Genomic DNA, 13,933 nt, shown 5'->3' on the forward strand with positions numbered 1-13,933 from the left:
CCCTCAAGAACACCCAAAAAGCCCTCGAAAACATCCCGAACAAGGGCATCGGATACGGCATCCTCCGCTACCTCGCCACACCCCGCACCCGCCAAAAACTCACCCAACAGAACACCCCCCACATCAGCTTCAACTACCTCGGACAATTCGAAAAAACCATCCCCGGACTCGGCACCTACGCAGACCCCACCGAACCCACCGGCCACGAAACCAGCCCCAACGCCCACCGAAGCCACCCACTCCAAATCATCGGCCTAGTGAGGGACGGACAGCTCGAATTCCGGTTCTCCTTCACCGATGAAACGGAGTTGGGGCGGACCGCATCAAGTCTGGCGGAAAGTTTCAACGACGTCTTGGTGGACCTCGTGGTTCGGGCGCGGGAGGCCGGACCACTGTTCCCAGAGGTTGGCACCGAACCAGAGCGCGTCGTGGACGTGTCGCTAGTCGACCTCTCAGAGACCCCGCAGGTACCGACGGTTTTCTGCTTCCACGAAAACGGTGGCAACGTGACCGGATACGTAGACCTCGTTGCTCGCCTGGCACCCCACGCACGACTGATCGGCATTGAGTCCCGGGTGGTCGGCTTCGGGCTGGCTGCCCAGGACAACATTGCCGAGATGGCCAACGACTACTGGCAGGCCATCCGCCGGATCCAGCCCCAGGGCCCCTACGCGCTAGTCGGCTGGTCCTTCGGTGGTCTCATCGCGTACGAGGTGGCGTCGCAGGCCCAGGCCGCAGGTGCCGAAGTCCGCCTCCTGTGTGCGATCGACACCCCGCTGCCCACCGAGCCCACCAAACGGCGAATCACCGCCGACCGGGAAGCAGTGGGCCGCGCTCTCGAGAAAATCAGCCGGTTCGACACGCAGGCGTGGGAGGAGTTCGTAGCTCGTGGAGACGGAAAGGCCCTCGCAGAGGGACTGGAACTCACCGAGAAGGCGCTCGCGCTCGGTACGGACGGTCTGACGAAGCTCTTCAACACGATGCTGAACCACACGAAGGGTCTACTGGAATACGAACCGGGAAAGCTTGACTGCGAAGTCCTGCTATTCCTCGCAGAGGATGCCGACTGGGAGTTCCCACTCCTTGAGACCTGGGCGCCATTTGTTGAGAAAATCGATGCCCGCGTAGCTGCCGGCGACCATCTTTCCGTCATTCGCGAACCGAATGTTCGCGTGATCGCCACGGGCATCATCGAAAAGCTGCAGAAGTTCGGAAGTTCATCAACCCGCAGTTGAACACGTGCACAGGGGTGGGCAGGCGAATGCGCCTGCCCACCTTCGCCCGCCACTTCATGGAGCACTCATGACCGACACATATCTCAAGGCGCCGGAAACCCTGCACCCTCTGATAGGGATCGTGGGAGGAATGGGGCCGCTCGCTTCTGCGGAACTGATCAAGACGATCTACGTCGAAAGCGAGCAAGAGCTCGAACAGCGGCTACCGCGAGTACTTCTCTGGTCTGACCCAGCCGTCGTCGACCGGACCGAAGCGATCGAGGCAGGACAACTGGGCCTTCTTCGTGATGCATTAGAGCTCTCGATCGGTCATCTGCTCAACGCTGGTGCCGAAACCGTCGTGATCGCTTGCATGACAGCGCATACGGTCCTCCCCCTCATCTCATCGGAACTCGCCGCACGCTGTGTGTCCCTGATCGACATCGTCTTCGAAGAAGTCGCTCGCCAACCGGCCATACATCTGCTGCTGTGCACACGCGGAACAACGAAGTCCGGACTGTTCACCGAGCACACACGTTGGGCGGAACTCGGCAATCGTCTAGTACTACTCAGCGATGAGGACCAGGACTTGTTGCACCGGCAGATCTACCGACTCAAAGAAAACTCGGCACGTCGCAGCGCGGTGAGCTTCGTCAGCGATGTTCTCCTACCCAAGTACGGAGTCCCAGGATTCGTCGCAGGTTGCACCGAACTGCACTTGGTCACCAGGGAGATCCAGTCAATCGGTCTCTCCAGTAGCTTGCCGCACATCGATCCACTGGACGTCGTCGCACAGCGAATTCGCGATGGGAAGCTGTGGCCCGACAGTCGGAGATCCTGAGTGTCGAAGCCATTTACGGGCCGCCCGCCCATTCGAGCGGCTGTCGGCACACCGTGCCGCACACCGACGGAAGTCACTGTTGCCCTCCATCGTGCCGGCCGACAGGGTCTCCACCAGTGACACACATCCTGATCCTGGCGGCCGCTTCCCTATCCGTCATCCCGAGAGGGCGTTTACGCCGCTTCTGGTAGATTTTAGGGCGATTTTTGCCTCAGGCTGGATGGGGTCGCTGATACTCAAGGGGCCAACGATGCTGGAGGGATGGCAAGGCCGTGGTCTTGTCCGTCATCCTCCTGTTTCATCCCAAGGCGCCGGTTGTGTGCCGTGTGCTTCGGGCGCCGGTGAGCGCCCCCGTCCCGGGTGGGTATTTCCAAGTCATGCCCGAACGACGCCGGTACCCGAGCGACTTGTCCGATGCCCGGTGGGCCCTGGTTGAGCCAGTGCTGTCCGCATGGCGGGCCGAGCGCCGTGGCCGCGGCCTGGAACATCGGCCGACCACCTGACCATGACCTGCGGAGCCTGCTGGACGCGATCCTCTACGTGAACCGCACCGGCGTCCCCTGGCGCTACCTGCCGCACGACTACCCGCACTGGAACACCGTCTACGCCTACTTCGCCCGCTGGCAGGCGGAAGGCGTCTTCGACCAGCTCAACAGCCTCCTGAGGCGTCAAGTCCGCCGTCAGGAAGGACGCGAGGAGGAGCCAACCGCCTGCGTCATCGACTCCCAGAGCATCAAGACCTCCACCAACGTCCACTCCTGCGAGCAGGGCATCGACGCCGGCAAGAAGATCGTCGGCCGCAAGCGCAGCATCGTCATCGACACCGTCGGACTCCTGCTCGGGGCCCTGGTCACCGCTGCGAGCGTGCAGGACTCGATTGCCGGCCAGACCCTCATCGGACGAATCGCCTCAGAGCATCCCGCGGTCCGAAAGACCTGGGTCGACGGCGGCTACCGCCAGCACCTCGTCGAACACGCCGCCACCTTGGGCATCGACATGCACATCGTCCGCCGCGACCCCGCCACCAGGGGCTTCGCTGTTCTACCGCGGCGGTGGACCGTCGAGAGAACGCTCGGCTGGCTCATGAACCACCGCCGCCTGGTCCGCGACTACGAAGCGCACGCGCACCGCTCCGAAGCCATGATCTACGTCGCGATGATCAACCTCATGACCCGCAGACTCACCGGCGAGAGCACCCCGACATGGCGTGGCACATAAACCACCATCAGCCCTACAATCCAGGACTAAACAACGGGACGAAACGCCCTCTTAGCAGCAGGAAACGATCGTCGATCATCTGTCCTGCCACGCGCAGCTCCTTCACCCGTCCCTGACGCTGCCCGCATCAAGCACCCATTGTGGTAGGCACGGGCCCTCCAGCTTCGCTGATTGCCGAACGTCGTCCAACCCGTTGACCGTCCAGGACCACGACGGCTCACTCAGAACGGCGGGCTGACTACTGAACTTGTTTGAGTGATGTCGGCGCCGTTCGCCTGACAGCCGAGTGCTGGCACCGGTAGCCCTGTGGGGTGTGAGGTACGCGCAGGGCGGCGGGCTTACTGACGCCGAGAGGAACACGCGAGAGCGGTTACGGCTCCAGGCCGTGGAGCGTTTCGAGGTTGGGCAGAAGAACGTGGAGATCGCCACTGCCTTGCGAATCAGCGTGCGGTCGGTCGAGCAGTGGCACCGGCCCTGGCGCGAGGGCGGCGAGGCGGGCGTCCTGTCGAAGGGGTCGCTGGGAATGCCTCGGCTCAGTGCGGCCCAGATTGCCAGGCTGGAGCGGGCGTTGGAGCGCGGTCCGCTGGCCCACGGCTGGGTGGACCAGCGGTGGACGCTGGCGGGTCAAGACGCTGATCGGCCGGCTGTTCCACGTCTCCTACACGGTCGAGGGCACCTGGCGGCTGCTGAAGCGGCACGGCTGGAGCTGGCAGCAGCCCGCGCGGCGGGCGATCGAGCGCAATGACGACGCGGTCGAGGTATGGAAGAAGGAGACCTGGCCGCGGGTAAGAGCACCGCGGCGGAGCGCGGGGCCTGGAGCGTCTTCGAGGACGAGGCCGGGCAGTCGATGACTCCGCCGCGCGCCAGAACCTGGGGCCGGATCGGCCAGACCCCGGTCGTGAGAGTGAGGGCCCGGGGCTCCGGGCGGGTATCGATGGCCGGCATGGCCTGCTACAAGCCCGACGAGCGGTCCCGGTTGATCTACGCGATCCGCGAGTACCGCGGCCGCAAGGACGAGTCGAAGGGCTTCGGCCGGCGCGACTTCCGCGACCTGATCGTGCGCGCTCGCATCCAGCTCGGCGGACCGATCGTGCTGGTCTGGGACAACCTCCGCCTGCACCTGACGGCCGGCATGAAGGCCTTCATCGACGCGAACGCCGAGTGGCTCACGGTGTTCCACCTGCCCACCTACGCACCCGACCTCAACCCGCTGGAGGGCATCTGGTCGCTGGTCAAACGCGAGATCGGCAACCTCGCTGCCGCGGACCTCACTCAGATCACCAGAGCCGTGAAACGGCGGCTCAAGAGGATCCAGTACCGTTCTCAACTCGTCGACGGCTGCCTCGCGTCCACCGGTCTGTGCCTGGACTGAGGTGACTCAGTCCTCCTCCCAGTTCGCGTAGTTGCCCATCGCCACGTCGTCGCACAAGGTCTCCCACAACCCATTGTGGGCGAGTGCGCTGTCATCGAGGGTGTCGAGGAGCTGGCGAAGCTCGTCCGCCACCTCCTCGAATCTGTCCTCTTCGTCCTCTTCGTAGAACGGGAAGCGGCCGATGACGGCTGCGACGCACTCATGGAAGGTTTCGAGGTCCCGGTTCACATGCCAGGCGGTCGCGGACTCGGTTGTGGGGATGTGCAGGACGTGACGCGAAACCACATCAATGCCGAGCCACCCGAACAGCCCGCTGGTCCCAAAAATGACCCACCCGCCCTCACCGATCCCGTCCAGCAACGTCGCTTCGGTCAACGGTTGGTACTCATAGCCGATCAGCCCCGCCGGAACGCCCCTATCCCGCAGCTCAGCGGCGATCTCGGCGGGTACCTCGGGTGAGCAGCCGATCCGGACCACGGCGTACTTGGGCAACCGCAACGGCGGGAGGTCTCGAATCACGCGAACATCATCCCCGTGTTCCGCCTTCGTCGGAAGGTCGCGGCTGGGGCCGTCCGCCGTCCGACGGCGAATCCCGACATCACTCAATCAAGTTCAGCAGTCGGCGGCGAATGCTCGTTCGGTGTGGTGGCGGAGAGAGGAAACGAAGATTCGATCGGGGCGGCCGACGAAGACGTAGAAGAGGGACTCGGGGATGTAGCCGGGGCTGCGGAACCAGTTGCGGATGCGGGGGCCCTGGCCTTGGGCGTCAGCGATTTCGCCGAGGATTTGTTCGGTGTCCTCGTAGACGTGTGCCCGGCGGATCTGGCCAGTGGCGCGGTTGGCCATGAATTCGACGGCCACGGGGCGGCCGGCGGGAGTGAGGCTGACAGCCCACTTCTTGAGCTTGGGGGTTGCGGTGAGGATGTCGTTGACCGCGTTGAAGGTCTGGACGTGATGCCAGACGTCCAAGAGGGTGGCGAACTGTCCCGGCTTGGCGATCTCTTCGGCAAGGTACACCAGGAGTCGAATCATCAGCATGGCGTTGTGCCGGACATCGACCGGGACTTGGGTGCCGAGCACCGCCAGCGCACCCTCCCGGAGCAGGAGATCGGTGACCGTAATTGCCCCGGCGCCGCGTGGGGCGATGTGACAGGCGCTGAGCATGACCACGGGGGGCATGTGGTCGATCCCGAGGAACAGGCAAGGGGTGCCGTCGATCTGGAGCGCGGCGAAGTTGCCGACCATTGTTCCGTGCGCGCTGAGGACCAGGATGTCAGGGCGGTGTTCGGCCACCGCCTCTTGCAGGGCGTCGAGGGTGAGTGTCTCGGCCTGGGCGACGGTGAGCGCGTCGGAGGTGGCGGTCTGGCGGGCCAGCTGCCAGCCTTCACGGGAGAGCCGCCCGATTCGGTCGCTGACGGGGATGCATTCGGCGATCAGCACTTTGATGCGATGGTTCAGGCCAAGCGCTGGCGGGGCGGTGGTCTGGAGCCGGAGTGTTCTGGTCAGCGGCTGAAGCGGCCGGTAGGCGATGGGCAGCCGGGCACACAACGGGGAGGTGTCCCCGGGCATGGTGAGCAACCCGAGCGGGAAGTCGAAGAACACCGTCAGGGCTGGGGCGCGTTCGATTGCGGCCCGCAGTTCGTCGCTCCACAGAGGCCGGGCGGCGTCGTTCAGCCGGGTGAGCAGGCGTCGGCTGGTGGCGCTGCGGGGGCCATCGATGAAATGCCGTTCGAGGTCGGCGAGGGCGAGGAACGCCTCCCGAGGGACAGTGGGCAGCATCAGGCCCAGTCCGCTGCTCGCGATGGCTTGGTGGGTCACCGTGAACTCGATGGCCGCTCTTTCGATCAGGTGATCGGGGCGCTCGTGGAGGTTGATGGACCAGGTGTCGTCTGGGCTGACTGCGGGCTGCGACTCCAACTGTCGCCGGAGTTCGCCGTCGTAGGCATTGCGGGCGTAGGCGGGAGCCGCACCGGGCAGGCCCAGTGTGAGCGGCACTTTCAGTCTGGCGGCCTCCTCCCTGGCGGTCTGGGGATAGCGGCGTTTGGCGGCCTCTGGTGTGGCGCTCTCTCGTTCGAGGCGGTCCAGGGTGGCCAGGTCGATCTGCCCCCTGATGGCCTCGGTGAACGCCCGGTCGGTGTCAGTGCCCTGGCTGGTCGACTCCATAGTCGGCCAGCCCATCTGCCGGGCCAGCCTGCGGTGCGGCAGGGTGAGCGGGGCCAGAGGTCCAGGCGGCGGGTGAGAGACGACTCGCCTGTGAGTGCCGGTAGCTCGGGGACGTAGTGTCGCTGGATGGCGCGCCACTGGGTGGCGAGGGTGGTGTTGTTCAGCTGCGAGTAGGGGGTCGCCGGCAGGGCGAATCCCAGTGAAGAGTTCCGCTCCTGGGCCTCGTGGAGCAGTTCGTCCGGGCAGACGGCGAGAACCGGGTGACGGCCTTGCAGGTGATCGCCGATCCAGTCCTCGTCGAAGCAGTCGATCGGCAGCATCAGGATGTGGTGGTCGAGGAGCAACTGCTGAGCGGCCTTCAGCTTCCGGATGGGGGTATCGACCAGGTCCAACAGTGTCGCAGGGAGGTGCAGGCAGTACCAGAGCCCGGGAAGCGCAGCGGCCACGGACTTGGCCAGGCCATGTGGCGCCGTCGAATCCGCGTCGGGTGGCCGTTCGAAGACGACCGGTGTGTACGGCGACGCGTCCTGAGCGCGGCCCTCCCCGGGCCCGGGAGCGAACAGGACCGCGTACAGCGAGGGCTTTTCCACAGGTGATGGCATGACGTGGGAACCTCGTGCGTGCACGGCCGGTGACTTGCTCAACCTGCCGTGCCAACAGTGGAGTTGGTGGCAGTACAGGAGGGAGCAAGAACAAGGAGCTGGCCGCCGCTCCGGGTGACGGATCTGGCGTTGAAGCGACCCGTCTTCACGATCGCGCCCAGCAACCCGCTGATGGCCGACGCGCGCAGGGACGTTGACCGAGGCGGCGGTCGGCATGCTTCGCCGGTGGGAGGGCGAGCGCGATCTCGCCGTGCAGCTGCGTCGAAGCGCGATAGGTGTCACCAGCGACGGTCATGCTCGGCACCGGCATACGCCGCGGCGAGATCCTGGCCCTGCAGTGGTCCGACGTCCACCTCATGGACCGCAAGCTCTACGTCCGCTGGACCCTCGCCGCCATCAACAACGCGGAGATCCGCTTCGGTGAGCCCAAGACCGAGGCCAGCCGCGCCTGGATCAGCCTCTCCCCCAGAGCCATGGCAGCCCTCCACCGGCAACCGCCTCGCCCCCCGCTACCAGCCCACGCTCGTCGACCCCTACCGCGACCACCTGCGCGCCCGCAGGGCCGAGGACCCCGCAGTGCCGGCCACTCGCCTCCTGCGCGAGATCAAGGAACTCGGCTGTACCAGCAGCGCGAACCTCCTGGCCAGCTACCTCGACCAGGACTGCGCCAAGGGCGACAACACCCGAACCAGACGGATCACGGGACAGATGCACGGCCGAGCAGGATCCCCCTTGCTCCGTCACCGCCCCCTCCTCCAGTGATCACCACACAGCGACACCACCGATGACGAATCAGAACCGTTCTCGTACAGACCCGTCCTCGGGGCGCGGAAGCCCAGGGCGGAGGCCCTGGGCGGTGTTCACCCGGGGCGACCCCGGCTCACCGGGGCCACGCCCGTGTCAGGCTGTCGCGCAGCTCCGCCAGCGCCGCGGACCCCAGCCGACTGCCGAGTTCCTGTTCCAGGCCGTGGAGGATCCCCAGCGCGGCGTCGCGGCGCAGGTTCCCCGCGTCGGTCAGGGCGATGAGGGTGCTGCGCGGGAATCCCGGCCCCGGCGTGCTGGCGAGGAGGCCTTCGCCGAGGAGTTGCGTGACGGCGCGGTGCATCGTCTGGCGGGTGACGCCGGCGCGGCGGGCCAGTTCGGCGACGCTCAGCGGCGTCTCGCGGTCCAGGTGCGCGAGCACGGTCGCGTGGGCCGGCGTGATGGGGTCCACGCCTGCGGCCTCCAGGCGTTCCAGCAGTTCGTCGGAGAACCAGCGGACACCTCGTTGCAGGAGGTGGAGCAGTGGCAGGTCCGTGTCCGCGCGGTCTCCGGCGTCCATCGCTTGCGTTCCTCTCGGTCGGGGGCTACGTTCCTGTGTCAGCTTGGCTGACACAGGGGGTTCGCTTGCCATGACACGTTATGACGTCGACGTCCTCGTCGCGGGGGCCGGTCCGGTCGGTCTCACGGCGGCGCTGCAACTGGCCCGGTGGGGCGTCTCGGTGCGCCTGGTGGACGCCGCTCCCGGCCCGGCCACCACCAGCCGCGCGCTGGGCACGCACGCCCGCAGCCTGGAGATCTACGACCAGCTCGGCATCCTCGGCGACATCGCTCCGCACGGGACGAGGGTCAACGGCTTCGTCCGCCACCGGGCCGACCGCACGTCCCGGGTCGACTACGACTTCGACGGCCTGGCGACCCGGTTCCCGTACATGTTCAACGTCGACCAGGTGATCACCGAACGCGTGCTGCGCGGGCACTCCGCCGCGGCCGGGGTCGCGGTGGAGTGGAACACCCGGCTGGAGTCGTTCCAGCAGGACGACGACGCCGTCACGGCCGTGCTGCACGGCGGCGACGGCCCCTCCACCGGGTACGGGACCGTGCGCGCGCGGTACCTGTGGGGCTGCGACGGCGGGCGCTCGACCGTCCGCAAGGCCCTCCGGCTCCCGCTCGCGGGGGAGAGTGCGCACACCTGGCTGATCGCCGACGCGATCGTGCACACCGATCTGGACCGGGACGGCGTGCACTGGCTCTTCCCACCCGGCGGCGCGCTGATGCTGTTCCCCTTCCCGGACCCGGGCAAGTGGCGGCTGCTGGACACGACCGGCGAGGGGGACGCCGCGCAGCCCCGGCAGATCGCCCGGCAGTTCGGCGACAAGCTGTCACGGGCCCTGGGACGCGAGGTGGTCGTGGACACCCCCACCTGGGCGTCGAAGTTCACCATCCAGCAGCGCGCGGTGCCCGCGATGCACGTCGGACGGTGCTTCGTCTCCGGCGACGCCGCCCACGTCCACTCACCCGCCTCCGGTCAGGGCCTCAACACCGGCATCCAGGACGCGTACAACCTGGCATGGAAGCTGGCCATGGTCGTCCGCGGGCATGCCGACGCCGCCCTGCTCGACACCTACGACGCCGAGCGCGTCCCCATCGGCCGGGCCCTGCTCGCCTCCACCGGGGAGGTCATGGACACGGCCATGGTCGACACCCCGACGAGCGCCGACGACACCCGGGCCGCCGACCGGGACTTCATGCGCCGGCTCATCCGGAACATGTCCGGACTGGGCATCGCCTACCCCGACAGCCCGCTCACGGTGCCCGGCGACGGGCCGGACGAGGGCCCGGACGAGGGGCCGCGGCCCGGCCAGCGGCTCACCCAGGTCTCCGCCGCCGACGCGCAGTCACCCGGCTGGACGGCCCTGCGCGAGGCGCTCCGGACCCCGGCCTGGCACCTGCTCGTCTTCCCGCGGAGCGGACCCGCCACCGACCGGGACCGCACCGCCGCGGGGGCCCGGCCGCTGCCGACCTGGCTGGACGTGGTGACCGTCGGCCGTAGCCGGCCGCACCCGGACGAGGGCGCCCGCGGCGTGTGGGACCCCGACGGCCGGGTCCGGGACACCCTGGCCGCCGCGGAGGGCGACTGGATCCTCGTGCGCCCCGACGGCTACCTCAGCGCACGCGGCACCGGGGACGCCGGCCTCCTGGCCGCCCTCGACCGGCTGGCCGCCGCGGGCCCGTCGACGCACAGCGGAGCGGTGAAGTGAACGGGACGCCGCTCCCGTCCAACTGGGGGCGCTGGGGCGACGACGACCAACTGGGCACGCTGCACCTGATCGACGCGGCGGCGAAGCGACGGGCCGCGGCCGAGGTGCGCGAGGGGCACCACGTCAGCCTGGCCCGCCGCACCGCACCGGTGCCGCTCACCACCGGGCTCGGCCCCGTCGGCAGCCCGGCCCTCATGCCGGCCGGAGTCCTCCAGACCGTGAACTTCAACGGCGCGCAGCCCCTGGCGATGACCGACAGCCTGCTCGTCAACACGCACAACGCGGGTGTGACGCACCTGGACGCCGTCGCGCACATGCCCGTCGACGGACACGTCTACCCCGGCGTGCCGGTGCACGCCGCGGTGACACCGACCGGCGTGGCGCACGGCTCGGCCGACCCGTTCGGCGAGGGGATCGTGACCCGCGGCGTGCTCCTGGACCTGGCCCCCGGGGGCAGCCGTCTGGCCGCCGACCGGCGCGTCACCGGCGCCGACCTCGACGCCGCCCTCGGACGGGCCGGCACGACGCTGTCCGCCGGGGACGCCGTCGCGGTGCGCGGCGGCTGGGACATCAACCGGCCCCTCGACCAACCGGTGCCCGGACTGGACCTCGACGCCGTGCGGTGGCTGGACGAGCACGGCGCGAGCGTCTACGTCGGCGACATCAGCGACGCCCGCCCGGCCCGGTTCCCCATGCCCGTGCACCAGGTCGCCCTTGCACGGCTCGGCCTCCCCCTGGTCGACGTCGCCGACCTCGAACACCTCGCCCGGCACTGCGAGGCGTCGAACCGCTGGAGTTTCATGCTGGTCCTGGCACCACCGCGCATCACCGGCACCACCGGGCTCGCCGTCAACCCGATCGCCGTCTTCTGATCCGCACGATCGGTGCGCAGGTGTGGACCCCACCTGGCCGGGGCACGTCGCCCCGGCCAGGTTCGCCATGGCCGCGGACTTCGCGCCGCCAGCGGCCCTCTCCACCTGTCCGGCGACGCCAGGTTCGGGGCGACGTTCCCCGGCTCCCCGTGCATCCGACGATCGGACGCGGCGCCCCTCGTCATCGCCCTCCTGGCCGCTGTCGTTCGGCGGACGGCGCTGCCCGGCGAGCGCCTCAATACGGTACGATCTAGTTCCGGAACTAAGTCGTACCGATTTGAAGGAGGTGTTCGGTGAACTCTTCTTCGGAACCCGGCAACGGGGCAGCGGAGGAACACGGGGCAGTTGAGGAACAGGGAGCGGATCGCCGTACGGCCGGTCGCCGCCGGGATCCGGCCCGGGACGACGAGCTGTGCCGGGCAGCACTGGAACTCCTGGCCGAGATCGGCTACGAACGGCTGTCGATCGACTTGGTGGCAGCCCGCGCGCACGCCGGCAAGGGCGCGGTGTACCGCCGGTGGGCGGGCAAGGCCGAACTCGTGGTCGAGGCCGTCAGCCGGCTCAAGGGCCCGCTGGTCGAACCCGACACCGGCTCTCTGCGCGGCGACCTGGAGGAGATCGCCCGGGCCTTCGGCACCGGCAGCAGCGCGTTCCAGACCAAGGTGATGGTCGGACTCGCCTCCGCGGTGGTGCAGGACGCCGGGCTGCGCGAGGTCTTCAACGAGCACTTCGGCAAGTCGCGCCGGCAGGTGTTCGAAACGGTCCTGCGGCGGGCCGTCGAGCGCGGAGAGGTCTCCCCGCAGCGCGACACGGCCCTGCTCTCCGGTCTGCTCCCCGCCCTGGTCCTCCAACGCGTGGTCTTCACCGGCACGCCCCCGGACGCGGCCTTCGCCCACCGGGTGGTCCACGAAGTGCTCCTGCCGCTGGCCACCGCCCCGCTCCCGGACACCGGCCCACTCGCACCGTGACCCGCGCGGCGCTCCTCCCGGAACAGGCCGACGCACATCGGGCGCGTTATCCGCGCCCCTCCCCCCGAGCAGTTGAGGTGACCGTCCCCATGACGACTCCGAGCCCCCAGCTCGACCCCCGGCGCTGGAAAGCCCTGATCTTCATCTGCCTGGCGCAGCTGATGGTCGTGCTCGACGGCACCATCGTAAACATCGCGCTGCCGTCCGCACAGCGCGACCTGCACTTCTCCGACGGCAGCCGCCAGTGGGTGGTGACCGCCTACGCGCTCGCGTTCGGCGGCCTGCTGCTGCTCGGCGGGCGGATCGCCGACAAGTGGGGCCGCCGCCGGGCCTTCCTGACCGGCCTGACCGGGTTCGCCCTGGCGTCCGCGCTGGGCGGCGTCGCCCTCAACACCGGCATGCTGCTGGGCGCCCGCGCCCTGCAGGGCGCGTTCGGCGCGCTGCTGGCGCCCGCCGCCATGTCGCTGCTCACGGTGACGTTCACCGAGGGCCGGGAGCGCGCGAAGGCGTTCGGCATCTACGGCGCCATCTCGGGCGGCGGCGCGGCGGTGGGCCTGCTGCTGGGCGGCGTGCTCACCGAGTACGCGAACTGGCGCTGGACGCTGCTGGTCAACATCTTCTTCGCCGCCGTGGCGATCACCGGCACCCTGCTGGAGGTCCGCGAGCCCGCCGGCGCCCGCAACCGCAACCGCCTGGACCTGCCCGGCGCCCTGCTGGCCTCCAGCGGACTGGCCGCGCTGGTCTACGCGTTCAGCCGCGCCGAGAGCAACGGCTGGGGCTCCGCCGGCACCGTCTCCCTGTTCGTCGCCGCAGCAGTCCTGCTGACCCTGTTCGTTCTGGTCGAGGCCCGGGTCAAGGCACCGCTGCTGCCCCTGCGGGTGGTCCTGGACCGCAACCGCGGCGGCGCCTACCTCTCCCTGGGCATGGCGGTCGTGGGCATGTTCGGGCTGTTCCTGTTCCTGACCTACTACCTCCAGACCGTCCTGGACTACAGCCCGGTGCTCTCCGGGGTGGCGTTCCTGCCGATGGTGGCCGGCATGATGACCGGCTCGACCCAGATCGGCGCCCGCCTGATGACCAGGGTCGCCCCGCGCTTCCTGATGGGCCCCGGCTTCCTGCTCGCCTCGGGTGCACTGGTGATCCTCGCCCAGATCAAGGTCGACAGCTCCTACGCGGCCGTCCTGCTGCCGGGGCTGTTCCTGATGGGCCTGGGCATGGGCACCGCCTTCATGCCCGCGATGAGCCTGGCCACCCGCGGCGTCAAGCCCCAGGACGCGGGCATCGCCTCCGCCATGGTCAACACCTCCCAGCAGATCGGCGGCGCGATCGGCACCGCTCTGCTGTCCACCCTCGCCACCAGTGCCACCACCCACTACGCCACCGACCACGCCCCCACCTCACCCCCGACACCCGACGCCGCCCACCTGCTCCAACTCCAGGCCATGGTCCACGGCTTCTCCACCGCCATCTGGTGGGCCGCCGGCATCCTCGCCCTCGCCTCCGCCACCGCCTTCGTCCTCATCGGCAGCGGCCGCCCCGACCGGGCCCCCCACCACGACAACGCGGACCAGAACGGCCCGGTCCTGACCGTCGTCCACTGACCCGGCTCCCCCGGGCCCGGCTCCCACGGACCCGGACCGCCCAGACCCGGAACTCCACCGCC

The 13,933-nt window shown here is 68.6% G+C and carries 10 protein-coding genes and 3 pseudogenes; 10 read left to right on the plus strand and 3 right to left on the minus strand.

Translation table 11 applies throughout. The features are described 5' to 3' along the window. The 5 genes and pseudogenes from ACFUEL_RS21010 to ACFUEL_RS21030 form a co-directional block, all read left to right on the plus strand. Positions 1–1,235, plus strand: a 1,235-nt coding sequence (locus ACFUEL_RS21010) for an alpha/beta fold hydrolase (protein ID WP_380237950.1), incomplete at its 5' end; no start/stop codon positions are given. A gap of 67 nt (positions 1,236–1,302) precedes the next feature. Then, positions 1,303–2,055, plus strand: a complete 753-nt coding sequence (locus ACFUEL_RS21015) for an aspartate/glutamate racemase family protein (RefSeq protein ID WP_380237951.1) — start codon at positions 1,303–1,305, stop codon at positions 2,053–2,055. 377 nt (positions 2,056–2,432) lie between these two features. Continuing rightward, positions 2,433–3,273, plus strand: a pseudogene (locus tag ACFUEL_RS21020) (IS5 family transposase). A 313-nt stretch (positions 3,274–3,586) separates the two neighbouring features. Beyond that, positions 3,587–4,124 (plus strand): annotated as a pseudogene (locus ACFUEL_RS21025) (winged helix-turn-helix domain-containing protein). After that, positions 4,034–4,645, plus strand: a complete 612-nt coding sequence (locus tag ACFUEL_RS21030) for a transposase (protein ID WP_380237953.1) — start codon at positions 4,034–4,036, stop codon at positions 4,643–4,645. The pseudogene ACFUEL_RS21025 and the gene ACFUEL_RS21030 overlap by 91 nt, the downstream one beginning before the upstream one ends. Positions 4,646–4,651: 6 nt before the next feature. Here the strand turns inward: ACFUEL_RS21030 and ACFUEL_RS21035 are convergent, their stop codons facing one another. Both ACFUEL_RS21035 and ACFUEL_RS21040 read right to left on the minus strand, forming a co-directional pair. After that, the gene (locus ACFUEL_RS21035) at positions 4,652–5,164 is read right to left on the minus strand and encodes an SUKH-4 family immunity protein (RefSeq protein ID WP_380237954.1); all 513 of its coding nucleotides are present in this window, start codon (positions 5,162–5,164) and stop codon (positions 4,652–4,654) included. Positions 5,165–5,257: 93 nt separating this feature from the next. After that, on the minus strand, positions 5,258–6,808 hold the full coding sequence (locus tag ACFUEL_RS21040) for a CHAT domain-containing protein (RefSeq protein ID WP_380237956.1): 1,551 nt from the start codon (positions 6,806–6,808) through the stop codon (positions 5,258–5,260). A 1,106-nt stretch (positions 6,809–7,914) separates the two neighbouring features. On the opposite strand from ACFUEL_RS21040, the pseudogene ACFUEL_RS21045 reads away from it, so the two are divergent. Then, a pseudogene (locus ACFUEL_RS21045) lies at positions 7,915–8,172 on the plus strand (ISL3 family transposase); the annotation flags it as partial. Positions 8,173–8,290: 118 nt separating this feature from the next. On the opposite strand, the gene ACFUEL_RS21050 reads toward ACFUEL_RS21045, so the two are convergent. Beyond that, positions 8,291–8,731 carry a MarR family winged helix-turn-helix transcriptional regulator gene (locus ACFUEL_RS21050; protein WP_380237958.1) on the minus strand — a complete coding sequence of 147 codons (441 nt, stop codon included), beginning with the start codon at positions 8,729–8,731 and terminating at the stop codon, positions 8,291–8,293. Between the two features lie 70 nt (positions 8,732–8,801). On the opposite strand from ACFUEL_RS21050, the gene ACFUEL_RS21055 reads away from it, so the two are divergent. From ACFUEL_RS21055 to ACFUEL_RS21070, 4 genes are all read left to right on the plus strand, one after another. Next, positions 8,802–10,430, plus strand: coding sequence for an FAD-dependent oxidoreductase (locus tag ACFUEL_RS21055; protein WP_380237959.1), 1,629 nt, complete (start codon positions 8,802–8,804; stop codon positions 10,428–10,430). Then, positions 10,427–11,302 carry a cyclase family protein gene (locus ACFUEL_RS21060; protein WP_380237960.1) on the plus strand — a complete coding sequence of 292 codons (876 nt, stop codon included), beginning with the start codon at positions 10,427–10,429 and terminating at the stop codon, positions 11,300–11,302. The genes ACFUEL_RS21055 and ACFUEL_RS21060 overlap by 4 nt, the downstream gene beginning before the upstream one ends. 293 nt (positions 11,303–11,595) lie before the next feature. Further along, positions 11,596–12,270, plus strand: a complete 675-nt coding sequence (locus tag ACFUEL_RS21065) for a TetR/AcrR family transcriptional regulator (RefSeq protein WP_380237961.1) — start codon at positions 11,596–11,598, stop codon at positions 12,268–12,270. Between the two features lie 89 nt (positions 12,271–12,359). Beyond that, complete coding sequence (locus ACFUEL_RS21070) at positions 12,360–13,871, plus strand: MFS transporter (RefSeq protein WP_380237962.1); 1,512 nt, start codon at positions 12,360–12,362, stop codon at positions 13,869–13,871. The last annotated feature ends 62 nt before the right edge of the window (positions 13,872–13,933 follow it).

Source organism: Kitasatospora sp. NPDC057198 (assembly GCF_042670125.1).
Taxonomy (GTDB): Bacteria; Actinomycetota; Actinomycetes; order Streptomycetales; family Streptomycetaceae; genus Kitasatospora.

Bases quoted from the DNA above. Each gene is read 5' to 3' on its own strand.
- ACFUEL_RS21030 (WP_380237953.1), top strand. From the start codon at position 4,034: ATGGAAGAAGGAGACCTGGCCGCGGGTAAGAGCACCGCGGCGGAGCGC.
- ACFUEL_RS21055 (WP_380237959.1), top strand. From the start codon at position 8,802: ATGACACGTTATGACGTCGACGTCCTCGTCGCGGGGGCCGGTCCGGTC.
- ACFUEL_RS21050 (WP_380237958.1), bottom strand. From the start codon at position 8,731: ATGGACGCCGGAGACCGCGCGGACACGGACCTGCCACTGCTCCACCTC.
- ACFUEL_RS21040 (WP_380237956.1), bottom strand. From the start codon at position 6,808: ATGGAGTCGACCAGCCAGGGCACTGACACCGACCGGGCGTTCACCGAG.
- ACFUEL_RS21015 (WP_380237951.1), top strand. From the start codon at position 1,303: ATGACCGACACATATCTCAAGGCGCCGGAAACCCTGCACCCTCTGATA.
- ACFUEL_RS21070 (WP_380237962.1), top strand. From the start codon at position 12,360: ATGACGACTCCGAGCCCCCAGCTCGACCCCCGGCGCTGGAAAGCCCTG.